General features: G+C 61.1%; 12 protein-coding genes. 10 read left to right on the forward strand and 2 right to left on the reverse strand.

The genetic code is table 11. The features are described 5' to 3' along the window. Positions 1–46: 46 nt before the first annotated feature. Together ACLH0H_RS06000 and ACLH0H_RS06005 are read right to left on the reverse strand one after the other, a co-directional pair. Positions 47–4,654: a DUF4329 domain-containing protein gene (locus ACLH0H_RS06000; protein WP_411381338.1), complete on the reverse strand. Its 4,608-nt coding sequence runs from the start codon at positions 4,652–4,654 to the stop codon at positions 47–49. Between the two features lie 87 nt (positions 4,655–4,741). Next, on the reverse strand, positions 4,742–10,636 hold the full coding sequence (locus tag ACLH0H_RS06005) for a hypothetical protein (protein ID WP_411381339.1): 5,895 nt from the start codon (positions 10,634–10,636) through the stop codon (positions 4,742–4,744). 260 nt (positions 10,637–10,896) lie between these two features. On the opposite strand from ACLH0H_RS06005, the gene urtA reads away from it, so the two are divergent. The 10 genes from urtA to ACLH0H_RS06055 all read left to right on the forward strand — a co-directional run bounded on the left by urtA (position 10,897) and on the right by ACLH0H_RS06055 (position 19,233). Continuing rightward, entirely contained in the window at positions 10,897–12,162 is a 1,266-nt protein-coding gene (gene urtA / locus ACLH0H_RS06010; RefSeq protein ID WP_411381340.1) for an urea ABC transporter substrate-binding protein, read from the forward strand. A 139-nt stretch (positions 12,163–12,301) separates the two neighbouring features. Continuing rightward, positions 12,302–13,804 (forward strand): urea ABC transporter permease subunit UrtB, encoded by a 1,503-nt coding sequence (urtB, locus tag ACLH0H_RS06015; protein WP_411381341.1) that lies wholly within the window; start codon positions 12,302–12,304, stop codon positions 13,802–13,804. Next, positions 13,804–14,871, forward strand: a complete 1,068-nt coding sequence (urtC, locus tag ACLH0H_RS06020; RefSeq protein WP_411381342.1) for an urea ABC transporter permease subunit UrtC — start codon at positions 13,804–13,806, stop codon at positions 14,869–14,871. Before urtB ends, urtC begins: the two co-directional genes overlap by 1 nt. Then, positions 14,868–15,701, forward strand: a complete 834-nt coding sequence (gene urtD / locus ACLH0H_RS06025; RefSeq protein WP_411381343.1) for an urea ABC transporter ATP-binding protein UrtD — start codon at positions 14,868–14,870, stop codon at positions 15,699–15,701. Before urtC ends, urtD begins: the two co-directional genes overlap by 4 nt. 152 nt (positions 15,702–15,853) lie before the next feature. Next, positions 15,854–16,552, forward strand: coding sequence for an urea ABC transporter ATP-binding subunit UrtE (urtE, locus tag ACLH0H_RS06030; RefSeq protein ID WP_411381344.1), 699 nt, complete (start codon positions 15,854–15,856; stop codon positions 16,550–16,552). Between the two features lie 30 nt (positions 16,553–16,582). Then, the gene (locus ACLH0H_RS06035; RefSeq protein WP_411381345.1) at positions 16,583–17,422 is read left to right on the forward strand and encodes an urease accessory protein UreD; all 840 of its coding nucleotides are present in this window, start codon (positions 16,583–16,585) and stop codon (positions 17,420–17,422) included. A 145-nt stretch (positions 17,423–17,567) separates the two neighbouring features. Further along, positions 17,568–17,870 carry an urease subunit gamma gene (gene ureA / locus ACLH0H_RS06040; protein WP_076954533.1) on the forward strand — a complete coding sequence of 101 codons (303 nt, stop codon included), beginning with the start codon at positions 17,568–17,570 and terminating at the stop codon, positions 17,868–17,870. A gap of 9 nt (positions 17,871–17,879) precedes the next feature. Next, positions 17,880–18,392 carry an N-acetyltransferase family protein gene (locus ACLH0H_RS06045; RefSeq protein WP_411381346.1) on the forward strand — a complete coding sequence of 171 codons (513 nt, stop codon included), beginning with the start codon at positions 17,880–17,882 and terminating at the stop codon, positions 18,390–18,392. Between the two features lie 5 nt (positions 18,393–18,397). Further along, positions 18,398–18,931 (forward strand): GNAT family N-acetyltransferase, encoded by a 534-nt coding sequence (locus tag ACLH0H_RS06050; RefSeq protein ID WP_411381347.1) that lies wholly within the window; start codon positions 18,398–18,400, stop codon positions 18,929–18,931. After that, positions 18,928–19,233, forward strand: coding sequence for an urease subunit beta (locus tag ACLH0H_RS06055; RefSeq protein WP_307387326.1), 306 nt, complete (start codon positions 18,928–18,930; stop codon positions 19,231–19,233). The genes ACLH0H_RS06050 and ACLH0H_RS06055 overlap by 4 nt, the downstream gene beginning before the upstream one ends. Positions 19,234–19,299: the final 66 nt, after the last annotated feature.

Below are 19,299 nucleotides of genomic sequence, written 5' to 3' on the forward strand. Positions count from 1 at the left end.
ATCGGTGCGCTCGGCTGCGCCATGACCAGGGCCTGAGCGCTGAACGTCAAAGCTCATCCTTCTGGTGTCCATACCAAGGCTCGCTTCCGGCCTCGACCACCTCTGCGCGCGTGTCCGCCAAAGGCCCCCGCGCGTTCCAGAAGTGATCGGTGACCAGGACTGACAGACTGCCCAAGCTATTCAACTCGCTGAGCAGAAGGCTGGGAGGCGGCACTGGCCGGCGAGTGAGCATTGCCGTTTCTGCCGCCGTTAACGCAGGTACGTACTTAAGCAAACCGCCTCCCTGGCAGGACAGGTAGATGCTCGTGGCGTCGGGCCAATTATCCAGCACCACCAACACATAGCTGTTCAGGTCGTCACTGGAGACAAAATTAGGCAACAGCCTGATGTCGACCGAGTTCCGGCTGGTCGTGGAGGGAATGGACTTGAAGAAAGCATGCACCGCCGCGATTTTGTAATTTCGCAGCACATTGCCAGGCGGGAGGTCAAACCCGGCATGGCCCTTCCAGAACAGCGCCTCCAGCGTACTGTCACCAAAGCCGGGACGGTCCTCCACCGGGTCAATAGCGACGAACCCGGCAATTTTTGGCGGCATCAGCACCGCGCCCAGGTACGCTTTGCCGGCATAGGCCCCGATCAATCGTTGGGCGTAGCGCGCTGCGTCATCGGGGTAGAAATACAGCGGCCCGCAAAATGAGACGAAATGGGGATCATCGGCAAATTTATGCGGTACTCGCCTGGGCGACCATTGCGCGTCCACGCGCTCCTTTCGGCGCCAGATCTCACTGGTCACCCTTATCTCCAACTCACCTATCGCAGCCAGTTGACGGACATAGTCACGCACACTCAACGAGCCATCGCGCAGTTGCACATAGTCCTGACCCACTTTTCTCAACCATGCATCCGCAGGCGCCGTCTTGGGCAAGATATAACGCAGTAATGCACCGTCTGCACACAGCAGATACAACGGCAAGACCCCTCCATTACGTACCGCGGTCATGAACACCATCGCTTTGGCGATGGGTTGCGGTGAAAAGAAATGCCCGGCCATTTCGTCCCCGGCTGCCGCGATGTTGTCGGTCGACGCACACAGGTACAAGCCATCCAATAGATAGCCCTGGGGTAATTGACCGCCGATAAACACGGTTTTTAGATTGTCGTAGTCGTCTCTTACCAACGGTAGCGTGGCCATATACAACTCACGCCCCACGGCTTTGAGGACGTAACCCATGGCAACTTGCACCTGTGGCTCGTAGTCTCGTTGAACGTGGCGCACGGCATCAAAGGCACGGGTAAACAACGGGCCGCACGGTGAATCGGCATTGACCTGTCGGATTTCCAGCGGTTTTGGGCGGTACTGGTTCAGCGCAAACCCGGTTTTCAAGCGCCTGGGGGTACCCCACAGGCTGTCGCCTTCCACCACGTGCAAGATGCCGGCTTCGGCCACGGTGTTCATAAATGCCTGCGGCGACAGTGCGCCATCGCGGATCTGTTGCTCGATGGCGTTATCGGCCAGATCACCTTTGACGAGGTCCAATGCAACCAGCTGGCGTTTCAACCGATCCTCCTGCTCGGAATGCGAAAGTTGGTACTTGAGAATCGAACCGCTGGCGCCAAATACGTACTCGCGCGTGATGTGGATCTCTTTGCGCATCAGATTCGCCAGCACGGCGCTGGGTATCATGCTCTGGTACACCGCTTTCTGCGTGGCCGAGAGCAACAGCTGCACCTCTTGAACCGGCAGGGATCGGTAGCGCGCTACGATAGTACTGCCCCCTGGGTAGAGCCCTACGGCAACAGCGGGGTCAGGGTAGATCCAGTCCAGGGTGAACCCCCGAGGCGGCGCCACCAAGGGTTCGGTCGCCACATATAAGCCATTGTTGAGCCGGAGAATGACGCCGCCATACGCGCGGTGAAACGCCCCGCCGATAGAGGCCAAGGCGTGACGCGCGGCGTCATCGGGCGAGCCATAAGCAGGGCTCATGCGGCGCGCAGTCATCGTTTGATAGCCCGACCAGGTTGCACTGACCCGACCGGGCTTGTCCCAGCACTGGCTGGGGCGCACCACCTGCAGCTCGCCCCTGGTGGCCCAGTCCCGAACAAAGTCCACAGGCTTCTTGACGCCCGAGCTCAACTGCGTCCGCGCCAGTGCGATCAGTTTGTTCGCCTCACCGTCGACCTTGAGGTCGAGCTCAGGAGGCAGGTAGCGCAATAACGCGCCATCCAGCGTCGATAAATAAATAGGCAAGCTGTGGGTTTGATCACGCTTGGCTTCATAGAGCGCTGAATACAACACGTCGGGCGTGACGAAATACAGCGTCAGCCAGCTACTCGCCGTACTCAGATACGCAGGTGACCATTGCTGCGACCGAAACAAGGCGTGCAACTCAAACCCCTCGGGCAACATAGGTTTGCCCGAGGGGGTTAGAGAAAACAAGCTTGCAAGTTTGAACAGGTCGCCGGTGAAAACAGCGCCTACCGCCTCCGTGGCGACGTATTCGGCCTTGTCCTTGCGTTTGAGCAAATAGGCAAAGTACGCCTGGGCAGGAAGATTGCGTGAGTGCACCCGGCGATGCAAATCACGGGCCGCGTCGTCAGCGCTGGAAAACACACCGCCATAAATCACGTACTCAGGCGGGTCGAAACTGGGTGCGTAGGTGAAGTTGGGCGTCCAGTCGCTGTAGACAACGCCGCGCGGGCCCCATAACGGGCTGCCCTGGATAATTTTGAATTCTCCCGCGACCGCCAGGCGTTGCACCCAGTCGACCGGCTTGATCTCTGCGCGATCCAGTCGACGGCCAAGCCGGTTTTCCCCGGCCGCAGGCCCTATGTTGGCCAGCAACAGGTCCTCCTCGGGCGAATGGCTGGGGGTGTATTCCAACAAACAGTCCTGAGCCCCGGAAAGATAAGCCACTCGCCCCGCCGAGATGACGTCATGCATCTCGTCATCGGAGAACACCTGCAGGTTGATCAGTGCTTCTTCCCACGTCCAGTTTCGGCGCTTGACCCAATTGGGTTCGACCATCGACAGCGCTACATGTGAACCATAGCGTGCGTGCAGCTCATAGTGTTCCGCAGGGATCAGCGCACCCTCGCTCCCCATTGGGAAAAACAGCGTGGACGCAAACGGATTCTCTGCGCTGCGCAGGGGCGGCGTGATCACGAACTGGCCGTCGGCCCCCTTCAGCACATATCCGCCGTAATAGAGGCTACGTTGATTGCCGATTTGTTCATGGGCATACATTGCCGCATCACGCGCCGAGAGGAATGCTCGACTCAAGACCAGCGGATCCTTGGGCATCAACAGAGCGGTTTGCTTGCTCACTCGCCCGACCTCACGCCATAAGTGCCCAGCCTGCACCACCCACAAGTCAGTGGCGTCGATCACCCTGCGCAGGTAGTTACGTGGGGTCAGCGTGCCGGCGAGCAACGCCGCCTGGGCACCGTTGTCGTTGATCGCGCCGTCGGAGCCACGCTTGAAGAGTTCAGTGGCGAGCGTTGCGGAAGGTACTTTGAGTTTGAGCAGTGATTCATCCAATGCCCGCATGTAGAGGTCAAGGCCACGGCTGGGGTTGTGCAGCGCCTGCGTGCCCTGGCCTTGGTGAATCGCGGCCACCACCTGGGCCGGGGAAAAAAACGCGCTGGCCAGCCAGTCTTCCTTTGCCGGCCTTGCATCTTTTTCATGCCAGTCACTGAAGTAAATGGCCTCCAGGCGGAACTGGGCAGGCAATAACCACGCGTCGTCGGCGCCTTTGGGGAACAGTGGGTCCAGCGCAAACAACGGCTCGCGCTTGGACACGGCCAGGGTCGCGATATAGCGGTCCTCGCTGATGTGCTTGAGCACCACGCCAACGTAAGGCTGTAACGCCTGTGCCAGCGGCGTGGAAAGCGCCGTCGTCACCGCCAACGACGCCTCTGCACAAATGGCCGTGAACAGCGGCTGCTCGGTCAACGCCGACGACGAAAACGGTTCGAAGACGACCCAATCCGCCGGTACCCGCCCTACCGAGCCGCCCCATAACGCAGTTGGCACAACCAGGCTGAGCGAGCCGAACGTGGAGATCTTTTTGACGAACTGGTCAAACCCGCCGTACACGCCCACCGGGTTGTCGGGCGGCTTTCCAGCTTGCACCCACAGGGCGAAGCTGCGCTCTTCCCGGGAGCCGGTGGGCGTGTGCCGGATCAGCGAGCCATCCGGGCCAGACAGATAAGAGGACGGAAAAAAATGGCGGTCGTGTACATCCCGGTAAAAATCAGTTCCGGATAGAAAACCCAGGAACGCCTTGGCCATGCGCTCATCAAAACTGGGGTTTTTACTCAGAATCAAGGCATGCTGCGCCGGGTGCGAATGGTAGTTGGCGACACAGGTATAGCCCGATGGCTGGAGATACTCGCCATCGCTGCCGAGGCCCAACACATCGCGCAAATCGAACTGCATGTCCTTGCCCGCCAATGGCTGGGTGGCAAAAAACTCCCCTGCGGCATTGCGCACAATCACCCCGCCGTACTCGACATCTCGTCGCTGGCCAATTTGCAGATGGGCCCAGTTCGCCGCATCGGCCTCGTACACAAACGCCGGGCTCAACGGGGGCAACTGCGAGGCCCCCCGATTGAAACCGGCAGCGCGTTCTTCACGTGACAATCTGATAGCCATGGCAACCCCTAGAAATAACACCAGGACACAATGCCCTGGCGTTTCATTCTGGGCGTCGGGTGCCGCTTTAAAGCGGTTAATAAGTAGTCAGGCCTCTTGACGACGCAGGGCCATCAAAAATCGGGTCCATACGTGCCCGCGCGGCTGCCAGAAACTGTCCGGTTCCAGGATGTACAACTTGCCGGTATTGATCAGCGCGGTGATCGCTTGGCTGGGTTTGTCGCTGAGGTGGTACGGCCAATCTTCGCGCAGCAGTTTGCTTTCAGCGTCGAGATAACTGGGCAGGTACACCAGCAGCGCGCCGTGGCGGGGCGTGAGGTAGTAACGGGCACCGACCACGTTATCGACACGCAGCATCTCGATAAACGCCCTTAATTCCTTGCGCGGCAGGAAATTGCTCGCCAGTGCCTCCTCATGCCGGTCTGTCAGGGCCTCGCGGTCACGCTCAATGCTGTAGAGCTGCTGCACACCGATCACTTGATAACCCGCCGGGTATTTGGGCGATGGCTTGGGTTCGCGCAGGTTCATCACATGGCCGAACAAGCGTTGGTATGCCGGCGTAGAGGCGCGCAGCCCCACCTCTACAAGCGGCCCATTGTCCAGCTCCGGCTCAGTGATCAGGACGGTGCTGGCGGGGGTATTACCGTTGCCGAGAATCGCACCCAGCCAGGCGTTGCTAGCATCATGCCGCAGGCGACGCCACAGGTAGCGGGCCGCATCGTCGGCATGCGAGAAAAACGGGCCCAGGGCGATTCGCTCAGTCTCACCCGGAACATAATCAATGGCTTCGCGTGCCGTCCAGGTTTGGGATACCGGCCCCAGGCTTGCCCAGATTTCACCACGAACCAGCACTTGCAGGGTGCCCGCACGGGCCACCTTGCGAATGTACTCAGCAGCGTTGAACGGGCCGTTGAGTTTTTTCACATAGGCTTGCAGCCGGGTTTGCGAATCCCAGTCGCTGTCGAGCACCGCGGCCTGGTATTTGAGCAGCGCCCCGTCAGCGCATGATAGATACAGCGGCAGGAAAGTATCCGCACCTGCCTTGTACTGACGCACTGCTCCCAAGGCGCTGCGCAACAGGCTCGGGTTGACGAAACTGCGATAAACCGGTGAAGCATTCAGCTCACTGGGCTGCTGCTGCGGCGCAAGCACATACAGCCCTTGCACCGTGCAGCTCGGCGGTAGTCGCCCGCCGGGCCACACGCGGCTCAGGGGGAACTGCGCACCGTCGCCAAACACCGGCCGGCTGGCCATCCAATGTCCGTTATTGGCCTTGACGATAAACCCGAACCTCAATTCACTGCGGTCCCCGGCGTGTCGATGGATATCACGGGCCACATCGTCGATATGGCTGAACACCGGCCCGCAGGCACGATCCGCTGTCGCATAGGTACTTTTTTCAGGGCTGATGAAGCCACCCGCCACCCGCCACCCTCTCGGCAATTGCTGCACAATGCCCCACAGGTCGCTGCCCTGCACGACCTGCATGGCCGCGACCTTGAGCACCTGGTTGACGAACTCGATGGGCGTTTTACGGCCGTCGCGCAGTTGTTGCTCGATGGTGTTGCTGTGGGGGTCATGGGGCGTCCGAGCGGCAGGCGCCAACGCCTGTTGCAGGCTCTGGCGGTCCAGCGCCCGTTGGGCTTTCTGCTGGGCATTCTGAAAGTCGATCCAGGCGCCATTGCAATTGAAGCCGATCAACGAGCCGTCGAGTCCCAACAAGTATTCATTCGACCACAGGTGGCTGCAGGTGAACGCGGTGGCCAGCACGTCGGTGGAAAACATGCCACGGTACACCGCCAATTCCTCTTCATCGAGCAGGAACGCTGGCAGCCTGTCGCACCGAGAGCGATAGCGTGCCACCAGCGTTGTCCCCGGCGCCAAAAAGTCCGGAAGTACGTCCTCGTCGGGCAGGATGAACTTGGGATCAAAGTCTTCCGAGGGCACCGTGACCGGCTCGGTTGCCACAAATAAACCGTCGGTGCGCCTGAGCACCAACCCGCCATAGATAAGTTCACGCCCTGGCCCCAGCAACGCCTGGGCATAACGTACCGCGTCCGCCTGCTGGTGAAACGCCGGGCTCATGGCCCGGCGGCTGAAGTCTGCGTAGGGCAGCCAGTCGGCGGTCAACACGCCGCTTTCATCCCAGCAGTCATTGGTGGCGACGACGCTCAACCCCGCTTCACGAATGACCCGATGGACAAAGTCCTGGGCGGTCAGTTGGCCGCTGGCCAGCAGGGTATGGATATCTTCGAACTGGCCGGACGCATGTTTTTGTGCATCGAACAACGTCGTCGTAACCGCTGGCTGGTAGCGCAGCAACGCGTTGTCCAGGGTCGACACATACACCGCCAAAGTCGTGTTGCTGCCAGGCGTGCGCCAGCGCTTGGCGGCCTGAAACGCTAAGTACAAATTGGTCGAGTCGATAAAATGTGCAGCCAGCCAGAGTTCGCCACTCGGCAAACCCTGGGGCTTCCATCGGCGCGCATAGAACAAGCCATGCAGAGTGAAACCGGATGGGTAGACATAGTTGCCGACATCAGCGGCCGCGAACAGGGTCGCCAGGCTGAACAACGGCGTGGCCCTGGTGACCGGCGCCGTCTCGGACACCACGTATTCCTCCTTGTCTTTATGCTTGAGTACAAAGGCAAAGCAGGTTTGCGTCGAGCCGAAATCACGCCGTACACGGGCGTGCGCGTCCTGTGCCGCCTCATCCGCCGTGGCGAACACCGCGCCGAAGGCCACCTGCTCAGGACGCTCGAAGGCTTGCTCGGACGCATAAGCTCGCCAGTGCTGGGGCACCGCCCCCGACAGGCCCCACAAGCGGCTGCCCCGCACAATGCGCAACCCCAGGCCCGCCAGCATTGCCACCATTTTTTCCGGGGACAACCCGCCCTCGCTGCGTTGCCGATCAAGCGCATTGCCTTGCGCACCCGGCTCAAGTTGCTTGAGCAGTGCCAGCTCGGCGGCGGAGCCGCTGAGGTCATACCCAAGCAACGCGTCTTCGTCGCTGGACAAGTACGCCACCGAAACCTGATGGCGGTTGCCGATGAGGTAGCGCAGGTCATCATCGCCAAACAGCTGCCAGTCTATATAAGCCTCGTTACGCGACCAGCCAAAACGCTCCATGCGCGTGCGATCCAGCAGCGCGAGCGCCGTGCACGACGCGTACTGCCCGTGCAGCGTGAAGCCCTGCGGCACGATCAAAGTACCCGTGTGATCCGTCGCAAACATCGCGCCCAGGTTGAACCGCTGCCCATAAGGACAAAGCCTGGGCAGCGTGGCGACAAAACGTTGCCCGGTGGCTTGCAGGATTACTCCGCAATACTGCGTATCCCGCTGGTGGCCAACCTGCTCATGGGCAAACGCCGCCGCATCGTCGGCGCTCAGGAAATATCGGCTGAGGACCAGCTTGGGGTAGCGGGAAAACGGCACCCAAGTGCTGTCGACCACACCTTCTACATCCCACATCGAACCCACTTGCTGCACCGCCAGCCGCCCCGCCGCCGCCACTTGCCGCACGAATTGCAGAGGCGTCGAGTGTTGGGCAATCAGCGATGCCAAGTGGCCGTTATCGGTGACGATGCCCGTTGGGGTCACGCCGTAGAGCTCGCTTTCCAAGGCACTGCCGGAAAAGGTGTACTTGAGCCGCGCACCGTCGCGGGTACTCAAGTAGAGCGCGCGCAACGGGTTCGTCGACTGGCGCGACTCAGCAATTGCCGCCGCCAACTCACGAGTCGAAATAAAGCTTTCATACAACCAGTGCTGCTCGATCCTCAAGCCCAGCGGCGGGCGTGGCGCATAGCAGACGCCGAAGGGCACATATCCCGTCGGCAGGCCGTCGAATACATGCAGTTGATCAAATACCGGCAGGCCAGGACGCAGGTCCACGGGGCGGGTTACCACGTAAGCGTCGGCCTTGAGTGACTTGAGAATGAACGACAACTGCCCACCGCTCGCCGCTTGTTGGTCTTGACCATAGGTGGCGGCCGTATCGGCATGCTCGAATACCCAGCTATAAGCGGGCGGAACAGTTGTTGCAGAAATAAACGGCTGGTAGGCAGTCCATACGCTCGGGATCTTGCCCAGCGAACCGCCCCAGGCGGGGCTGGTTTGCAGCACATGCAACTCACCCAAGCGCACCATTTTGCGGACCATTTCAACCACGCTGCCGTCAAAGCCATCCAACTGCGGCTTAATACTATTGATACGCAGAGCCTCTATCAGGAACCCGCTGAAATCCCGCTCCAGCTGAGTGTCGCTACGCACGTACTTGACCAGCGAATCAAACGGGCTTGAGTAGTACAAGGCGGGGATTTTAACGTCCGCAGCCATGAAGCTGGCGGTGAACTCATAATTGGGCGTACTCAAGTAAAGCTTGGCTTCATCATCCAATGACAGCTTTTTACCCTGTCGCACCTCTTCGTCCGTCCGGCCCCGCAAGCCCTGTCTGGCGGTCTCGAAGATATTGGGCATCAGCACCACAAACCCGGCGTAGCGATATCCGGTCGGCATGAACAGCTGGGTGGCAATCTTACCGTCAAAGGTGAGACCCAATTGGCGGCTGAGCGCGGACTCGCCGATGGCGGCGGTCGATACGAAGAGGTCATCGTCACGCTGCAGAACGTAGCCCAGCTGCAGTTCTTTGCGCGCATGAGGGCGCTCATGCAGGTAACGCGCAGCATCATCTGCCGTGATGAAGGCCGGGCTCATGGTTTTTTTCAGTTGTTCAAAGGAGGCCTGGGCCAGCACGCCTTGCTTCGGCGGGTCTGTCGGCCTCTGATAGGTCACGATCTCGCCAATCGCCAGAATGCGCTGGGCAAACTCCAGCGCGGGCAGGGTGCCGTCCCTCAATTGATTTTCGATAGCCACGCCATCAATACCGAGATACCGGGCTTCCGCGTCCGTACCGGAATACTCGTAGGACCAGAGCCGACCGTCCCAACTACGCAAGACCAGGCGCATTTTAGGGTCACTGCTGTACAGGGTGGGGGCGGCCCTCATTTGCTCGGCCACGGAGGCCAACAGCGTCGGGGTAAAGAATGCTGGACGCAGCCACATTCCGTGGGTACCCAGCCGGCAGTAGACGGCACTGATAAGGAAACCGGACGGTAGCCTCACGCCGCCATCCGCACGCTTCGGGAACAGCTGCGATGGGGCAGTCAGCTCTCTGCGCTCCCAGGCCTGGGTGGGCACGACGTATTCATCTTTGCCGAGGGCCTTGAGCTGGTAGCCAAACACCGGCTCCGTGTCTTCTGGCAAAAGATGCCCCAGGCCCGGGGTGGGCATGACTTTGGAAAACAGTGGTTGCATCCCCTCACTGTTCAATGGGGAGCCCAGTTTCCAGCTTCGGCTGACGCGCCCACGCTCGCCGCCCCAGGCGCTGTCGGCCACAATGACCGTCAGTTCGCCCGCCTCCGCCAGCAGCGCAATGAAATCGTCGAAGGGGTGCAGTGCCTTGTAATTATCCAACCCTATACGAGTGCGAAGTGCACGTTCCTCGGGCGAATCGCTGGTCACATATTTGAGCAGCCCGCCATCAGGTCCAGACAAGTAGTGGGCACGCACGACTGAGCCTGAATCGATGATGAAGCGCGCGTCGTGATAAGAAAAAAAACCTTTGAGGATGCTGCGCTGTGCCTCCGTCAGCGCGATGTTTTTAAAATTTTCGTTGTCCTCAGGATGTGAGTGATAAAACGCGTAGAGGGCATAGCCGGACGGCAGCAGCATCTTGCCCCGATCGTCCACTTCAATCACGTCAGACGGGGTGAAGTCGAGCGTGCCGCCGCGCAGAGGCGTCGAAGCATAAAAGCGGCCAGCTTTGCGAAGGATCGCGCCGCCGTATCCGGCATCGCGTTTGTCGATGCGCTGATGCGCCCAGAACGCGGCGTCATCGGCGCTGAGGAAAGGCCCTTCGAGGGCCAGCTTTGCTTCCAGCCCAAGCGCGGGGGTGTCGGATAAGTACTGGTCGTCCTCATTCATCATGTGCTCCATTAACAGTGGTTAAGTTTCCACCATCCTCGGTCAGCCCCTGTGCGGGCGTGCACTACATAATGTTCAGCAGGCACCACAACAGCACATCGGCGTGCACGCGCACGCCCAACAAGCGCCACAATGGTGCGCACTCTGACCAGCCCTGCCCACTGTGCCTCTCACCTGCCAGGCTTTGCCAACTTCGGCACAGCCCTTGCTATCTCCTCTTTATCAGCCATCCAAGAAAAACCGATCACGGAGATTGCACCATGCAGCGTCGCAGCTTGATCAAGGCTTTCACTCTTTCAGCATCCATCGTCGCCATGGGCTTGACCTGGACCGTCCAGGCCGCAGAGACCATCAAGGTCGGCATCCTGCACTCGTTGTCCGGGACCATGGCCATCTCCGAAACCTCGCTCAAGGACATGGCGCTGATGACCATTGACGAGATCAACGCCAAGGGCGGGGTGAACGGCAAGATGCTCGAGCCGGTAGTGGTTGACCCGGCGTCGAACTGGCCGCTGTTCGCTGAAAAAGGCCGGCAATTGCTGACCCAGGACAAGGTGGCCGTGGTGTTCGGCTGCTGGACCTCGGTGTCGCGCAAATCCGTGTTGCCGGTGTTCGAGGAACTCAACGGCCTGCTGTTCTACCCGGTGCAGTACGAAGGCGAAGAGATGTCGCCGAACGTGTTCTATACCGGTGCGGCGCCGAACCAGCAGGCGATCCCTGCGGTGGAATACCTGATGAGCGAAGAAGGCGGCGGCGCCAAGCGTTACTTCCTGTTGGGCACCGACTACGTGTACCCGCGCACCACCAATAAGATCCTGCGTTCGTTCCTGCATTCCAAAGGCGTGGCGGACAAAGACATCGAAGAGGTCTACACCCCGTTCGGCCATGCCGACTACCAGACCATCGTTGCCAACATCAAGAAATTCTCGGCCGGCGGCAAGACTGCGGTGATCTCCACCGTGAACGGCGACTCCAACGTGCCGTTCTACAAAGAGCTGGCCAACCAGGGCCTGAAAGCTACAGACGTACCGGTGGTGGCGTTCTCGGTGGGTGAAGAAGAACTGCGCGGCATCGACACCAAGCCGCTGGTAGGCAACCTCGCCGCCTGGAACTACTTCCAGTCAGTGGAGAACCCGGTGAACCAGAAATTCGTCGCCGACTGGAAAGCCTACGCCAAGAAACACAACCTGCCGGGCGCGGACAAAGCCGTGACCAACGACCCGATGGAAGCCACCTATGTTGGCATCCATATGTGGGCGCAGGCGGCCGAGAAAGCCAAGTCCACCGACGTCGACAAAGTGCGTGAAGCCTTGGCCGGGCAAACCTTCGATGCACCGTCGGGTTTCACCCTGACCATGGACAAGACCAACCACCACCTGCACAAGCCGGTGATGATCGGCGAAATCCAGGCCGATGGGCAGTTCTCGGTGGTGTGGCAGACCCAGGAGCCGATCCGCGCACAGCCGTGGAGCCCGTACATTCCTGGCAATGACAAGAAGCCGGATTACGCAGTGAAGAGTAACTAAAGCCCGACTCGGTCTAAATGTGGGAGCGGGCTTGCTCGCGAAAGCGGTGGATTAGTAACAGATGCATTGACTGACACACCGCATTCGCGAGCAAGCCCGCTCCCACAGTTTTGACCGTGCATGATCAGGACATTTTGTGATGCCCACTGCCCTCAAGCGCTTTTTCCTTACACTGGTGCTGTTGCTGCCCCTGGCCGCACACGCCGGCGACGCCGAAGACTTCCTGGCCGCCAACCCGGCCCAGCAAGCCAAGCTCCTCCAGGACTGGGCCGCCCAGCCCGACCCGGCGCGCATCGAGCTGGTGGACGCGCTGCAGCAAGGCCAACTCACGCTCAACGGTGAAGTGAAAACCGTACGCTTGAACAACCGCCTGCGTGGCCTGATCGACAACGTAAGGGCCAGCCAGCAACTGCTCGCCGCCGACCCCAAGGTACGCCTGGCGGCCGCGCAAACCCTGCAAAAAAGTGCGCAACCGGCGCAACTCAAATTCCTCGACCAACGCGTCGCCGCCGAAACCGACGAGGACGTGCACACCGCCCTCAGTCTGGCGCTGGCCAATCTGCAACTGGTCGACAGCGACCCCGCGGTGCGCCTGGCCGCCGTGCGTTTGCTCGGCAGCACCGGCGACCCGCTGGCGCGCACCCGTCTTGAGGCATTGCTTGCCCCGGGCGTTGAAACCGACGCCGCCGTGCACACCGCCGCCGAAACCAGCCTGGCCCAGGTCAAGCGCAAATTGATGATGGGTGAGATGCTCGGGCAGGCCTTCAGCGGCATGTCCCTGGGTTCGATCCTGTTGCTGGCCGCCTTGGGTCTGGCGATCACCTTCGGCCTGCTCGGCGTGATCAATATGGCCCACGGCGAGATGCTGATGCTCGGCGCGTATTCCACCTACGTGGTGCAACTGATGATGCAGCGCTATGTGCCGCAAGCCATCGAGTTCTACCCGTTGATCGCGCTGCCGGTGGCATTTTTTGTCACGGCCGCCATCGGCATGGCCCTGGAACGCACGGTAATTCGTCATCTCTACGGCCGCCCCCTGGAAACCCTGCTCGCCACCTGGGGCATCAGCCTGATGCTGATCCAGTTGGTGCGCCTGGTGTTCGGCGCGCAGAACGTCGAAGTGTCCAACCCCGCGTGGTTGTCCGGGGGCATTCAAGTGCTGCCCAACCTGGTGCTGCCCTACAACCGCATCGTGATCATTGCGTTCGCGCTGTGCGTGGTGGTGCTGACCTGGCTGCTGCTGAACAAGACGCGCCTGGGCCTCAACGTGCGCGCCGTTACCCAGAACCGCAACATGGCCGCCTGCTGCGGCGTGCCCACCGGGCGCGTGGACATGCTCGCGTTCGGCCTGGGCTCGGGCATTGCCGGCCTGGGCGGCGTGGCGCTGAGCCAGATCGGCAACGTCGGCCCCGACCTCGGCCAGAGTTACATCATCGACTCGTTCCTCGTCGTGGTACTCGGTGGCGTGGGCCAGCTGGCCGGCAGCGTGATGGCGGCCTTCGGCCTGGGCATCGCCAATAAAATCCTGGAGCCGCAGATCGGCGCCGTGCTCGGCAAGATCCTGATCCTCGCGCTGATCATTCTGTTTATCCAGAAACGCCCGCAAGGACTCTTCGCACTGAAAGGACGGGTGATCGACTGATGAACCAGCCACTGATGCTTACGGCCACGCAAAAGGCCGGTCCCAAGGCGACGATTGCCGCCGGTGCGATCATCCTGATCCTGCTGCTGGCCTTGCCGTTGTGCTCCCTGCTCTCGCCGGAAAACCCGCTGCACGTGTCGGCCTATACGTTGACACTGGTGGGCAAGATCTTGTGCTACGCCATCGTCGCCCTGGCGTTGGACCTGGTGTGGGGCTACGCCGGGATGCTCTCCCTCGGCCACGGTTTGTTCTTTGCCCTGGGCGGCTACGCGATGGGCATGTACCTGATGCGCCAGGCCGCCGGCGATGAATTGCCGGCGTTCATGACGTTCCTGTCGTGGACCGAATTGCCCTGGTACTGGGTCGGCACCCAGCACTTCCTCTGGGCCCTGTGCCTGGTGGTGCTGGCGCCAGGCGTGCTGGCGCTGGTATTCGGGTTCTTTGCCTTCCGTTCGCGGATCAAGGGCGTGTACTTCTCGATCATGACCCAGGCCCTGACCTTTGCCGGCATGCTGCTGTTCTTCCGCAACGAGACCGGGTTTGGCGGCAACAACGGCTTCACCAACTTCCGCAGCATTCTCGGCTTCGGTATCACCGAACCGGGCACGCGCGCGGTGTTGTTTATCGCCACGGTGCTGCTGCTGGTCACCAGCCTGTTCATCGGTTGGCGCCTGGCGCGCAGCAAGTTCGGCCGCGTATTGACCGCCTTGCGCGATGCCGAGAACCGCCTGATGTTCTGCGGCTACGACCCGCGTGGCTTCAAGCTGTTCGTGTGGGTGTTGAGCGCGGTGCTGTGCGGCTTGGCCGGGGCGCTGTATGTGCCGCAGGTGGGCATCATTAACCCCAGCGAAATGTCGCCGACCAACTCCATCGAGGCCGCCGTATGGGTGGCCCTCGGTGGACGCGGCACGCTGATCGGGCCGTTGCTCGGCGCCGGTGTGGTCAATGGCATGAAGAGCTGGTTCACCGTGGCCTTCCCGGAGTACTGGCTGTTCTTCCTGGGGGCACTGTTCATCATCGTCACCCTGTACCTGCCCAAGGGCGTCATCGGCCTGCTGAAGAAATGAGGAACGTCATGCTTGAACCTATTTTCGATGCAGGCAGCGGCCGCGATGCCATCGGCATTGGCCAGGCCGCGGGCAAGGGCCTTAACACGCGCCATGGCACCATCCTGAGCCTGGAAGACATCAGCGTCAGCTTCGACGGTTTCAAGGCGCTCAACGACCTTAACCTGTACATCGGCGTCGGTGAATTGCGCTGCATCATCGGCCCCAATGGCGCGGGCAAGACCACGCTGATGGACGTGATCACCGGCAAGACCCGACCCAGCCACGGCACCGCCTGGTTTGGCGAAAACCTCGACTTGACCAGCCTGAGTGAAGTGCAGATCGCCCAGGCCGGCATCGGCCGCAAGTTCCAGAAACCCACGGTGTTCGAAGCCCTCAGCGTGTTTGAAAACCTGGAGCTGGCGCAGAAGACCGACAAGTCGGTATGGGCCAGCCTGCGCGCGCACCTGAGCGGTGAGCAAAAGGACCGCATCGATGAAGTGCTCGACACCATTCGCCTCACGGCCTCGCTGCATCGCCAGGCCGGCTTGCTGTCCCACGGCCAGAAGCAGTTCCTGGAAATCGGCATGCTGCTGATGCAGGACCCCCAATTGCTGCTGCTGGACGAACCGGTGGCGGGCATGACCGACGCCGAAACCGAGTTCACCGCCGAACTGTTCAAGCGCCTGGCGGGCAAGCATTCGTTGATGGTGGTGGAGCACGACATGGGGTTTGTCGGCTCGATTGCCGACCATGTGACGGTGTTGCACCAGGGCAGCGTGCTGGCTGAAGGATCGCTGGAGCAGGTGCAGGCCGATGAGCGCGTGATCGAGGTGTATTTAGGACGGTGATCGTTCCCACGCTCCGCGTGGGAATGCATCCCGTGACGCTCTGCGTCACCATTGCGCAGGAGCGGGACGCGGAGCGTCCAAGGCGGCATTCCCACGCAGAGCGTGGGAACGATCAGCGGAGCGGGGGAACGATCATTGAGGAGGTTTTGAGAATGTTGCAAGTCGACAAGCTGCACCAGTACTACGGCGGTAGCCACATCCTGCGCGGGCTGTCGTTTGACGTGAAGATCGGCGAAGTCACCTGCCTGCTCGGCCGCAACGGCGTGGGCAAGACCACTTTGCTCAAGTGCCTGATGGGTTTGCTGCCGGCCAAGGAAGGCAAGGTGAATTGGGAAGGCCGCGCCATCACCAGCTTCAAGCCACACCAGCGCGTGCACGCAGGCATCGCCTACGTGCCCCAGGGTCGCGAGATTTTCGGGCGGCTGACCGTGGAAGAAAACCTGCTGATGGGGCTGTCACGCTTTCCCGGTTCGCAAGCCAAGGAAGTGCCGGCGTTTATCTACGAGCTGTTCCCGGTCTTGCTGCAGATGAAGCATCGGCGCGGCGGCGACCTGTCCGGTGGCCAGCAGCAGCAGTTGGCGATTGGCCGCGCCCTGGCCAGCCGTCCGCGCTTGCTGATCCTCGATGAACCCACCGAAGGCATTCAGCCCTCGGTGATCAAGGAGATCGGCGCGGTGATCAAGAAACTCGCCGAGCGCGGCGATATGGCGATCCTGTTGGTCGAGCAGTTCTACGACTTTGCCGCCGAACTGGCCGACCAGTACCTGGTGATGTCCCGTGGCGAAATCGTGCAGCAGGGACGTGGAGAAAATATGCAAAGCGAGGGTGTGCGTGGACTAGTTACCATCTAATCTTTGGCGTCCCGACAATAAGTACACACCATGAACCTGCCCGTTTCCCCTGCCCTGTTCACCCCCAGCTGGCACGCCGCGCTGGAACTCGGCTACGCGCGTTTCGGCGACACCACGCGCCCGGTGATGCGCCGCCACCTCGGCCCGCTGCGCGTGCAAAAACACCTGTACGCCGAAGGCCCCGAGGTGTGCCAGCACATCATCGTGCACCCGCCCGGCGGGATTGCCGGTGGCGATCGCCTGGACGTCAGCGCCCATGTCGGCGAAGGCGCCTGGGCCCAACTGACCAGCCCCGGCGCGGCCAAATGGTATCGCGCCAACGGCCCGGCCTATCAGCAGCTCGAACTCACCGTGGAGGCCGGCGCGACCCTGGAATGGCTGCCCCAGGAAACCATTGTGTTCAGTGCCGCCCAGGCCGAACTCACCACCCGCATCGAGCTGCAAGGCGATGCACGCCTGTTCTACTGGGACGTGGTCGCCCTCGGCCGCCCGGCCAGCGGCGAACGTTTTGAGCTGGGCCACTTTCAATCCCATCTGGATATCCGCCGTGACGGCCAGTTGCTCTGGCATGAGCGTCAGCGCATTGTCGGCAGCGATGGTTTGCTCGACTCGCCCATCGGCCTGGACGGGCAACCGGTGTTTGCCACGCTGTTGCTCACCGGCGAAATCGACAGTGACTTACTTGAACAATGCCGCGCCCTGCCCAATGCCGTGCGCGGGGATTTGACCCAACTGCCCGGCTTGCTGGTGGCGCGCTGCCTGGCCGGCGAAGCGTTGCTGGCGCGGGGTTGGTTGATTGATTTATGGCGGCTGTTGCGCCCTGCCGTACTCGGCAGGGAAGCGGTATCACCGAGAATCTGGAGCACATGAAGATCAAAAATGTGGGAGCTGGCTTGCCTGCGATTGCAGTGGGTCAAACACAACTGCACTGCCTGATACACCGTTATCGCAGGCAAGCCAGCTCCCACACTTGATCTCCATTGTATTTAAGAATGCATTTAAAGGACCTTGAACCATGGACCTGACCCCACGGGAAAAAGACAAACTGCTGATCTTCACCGCCGGTTTAGTCGCCGAACGACGCCTCGCACGCGGGGTAAAGCTCAACTACCCGGAAACCATCGCCTACATTTCGGCGGCCCTGATGGAAGGCGCCCGCGATGGCCGCACCGTGGCCGACCTGATGCACTACGGCACGACCTTGCTCAGCCGTGAACAGGTCATGCAAGGCATCCCGGAAATGATCCCGGATATCCAGGTGGAAGCCACGTTTCCCGACGGCACCAAGCTGGTGACCGTGCACCAGCCCATCGCGTGAGGCCCGGCCATGATTCGTGAGGCAACCGAGAACGACCTGCCGGCGATCCGCGACATCTACAACGATGCGGTGCTCAACACCACGGCGATCTGGAATGAACAACCGGTGGACCTGGACAACCGCCTGGCCTGGTTCAATGCGCGCCAGGCCCTGGGTTATCCGATCCTGGTTGCAGTCGAAAACGCTGAGGTTACCGGCTACGCCTCGTTCGGCGACTGGCGACCCTTCGAGGGTTTCCGCTACAGCGTCGAGCACTCGGTGTACGTGCGCAACGACCAACGCGGCAAGGGCCTGGGCCCGCGCCTGATGCAAGCCCTGATCGAACGCGCGCGCGCCTGCGGCAAGCATGTCATGGTCGCGGCAATCGAAAGTGGCAACCACCCCTCGATCCGCCTGCATGAACGCCTGGGCTTCATCACCACCGGGCAGATGCCCCGCGTGGGCATCAAGTTCGGCCGCTGGCTGGACCTGACCTTTATGCAATTGGCCCTGAACCCGGGCGCCGAACCGCCCAAGGAGTGACATCGATGAACGCCGCGCAACTGCGTCGAGTCAATGCTGAAAGTTTTGCCCACTACCGCCTGGGCTTGATCGAGCTGCTGCTGGATGCGGTCAGGCACGGCGCTTCGGTCGGGTTCATGGCCGACTTCGACGAGGCCCAGGCACGCGACTATTTGCACAGCGTGCAGGCCAGCATCGAAGACGCCAGCCTGTTGCTGTGGGTGGTGGTGCGTGACGAGCAGGTCATCGCGAGCGTGCAGTTGGCGCTGTGCCAGAAAGCCAACGGCCTGAACCGCGCCGAGGTGCAAAAGCTGCTGGTGCACAGCAGCGCCCGCCGCCATGGTCTCGGCCAGCAATTGATGAACGCCCTGGAACTCGCCGCGCGCCAGCACCAACGCGGCCTGCTGTACCTGGACACCGAAGCCGGCTCGCCTGCCGAAGCCTTCTACCAGTCGCTGCACTACACCAAGATCGGTGAACTGCCCGACTACTGCCAAAGCCCGGACGGGCGCTACAGCCCGACCGCCATCTACTACAAGACCCTGGGGCAACCTGCATGATTCCTGGTGAATATCAGATCCAGCCTGGCGACATCGAACTCAACGTCGGCCGGCGCACCGTCACCCTCGGCGTGGCCAACAGCGGCGACCGGCCGATCCAGGTGGGTTCGCACTATCACTTCTTCGAGACCAATGACGCGCTGACGTTTGACCGCGCGGCGAGTCGGGGCATGCGCCTGAATATTCCGGCGGGCACGGCGGTGCGGTTTGAGCCGGGGCAGAGCCGGGAGGTGGAGTTGGTGGATTTGAGTGGGGGACGGCGGGTGTTCGGGTTTGCGGGGCGGATCATGGGCGACCTTTAGGGCCTCATCGCAGGCAAGCCAGCTCCCACATTTTGAATGTATTCGCAGATCAAAATGTGGGAGCTG

The organism is Pseudomonas sp. MPB26 (assembly GCF_046605355.1).
GTDB classification, from domain to species: domain Bacteria; phylum Pseudomonadota; class Gammaproteobacteria; order Pseudomonadales; family Pseudomonadaceae; genus Aquipseudomonas; species Aquipseudomonas cedrina.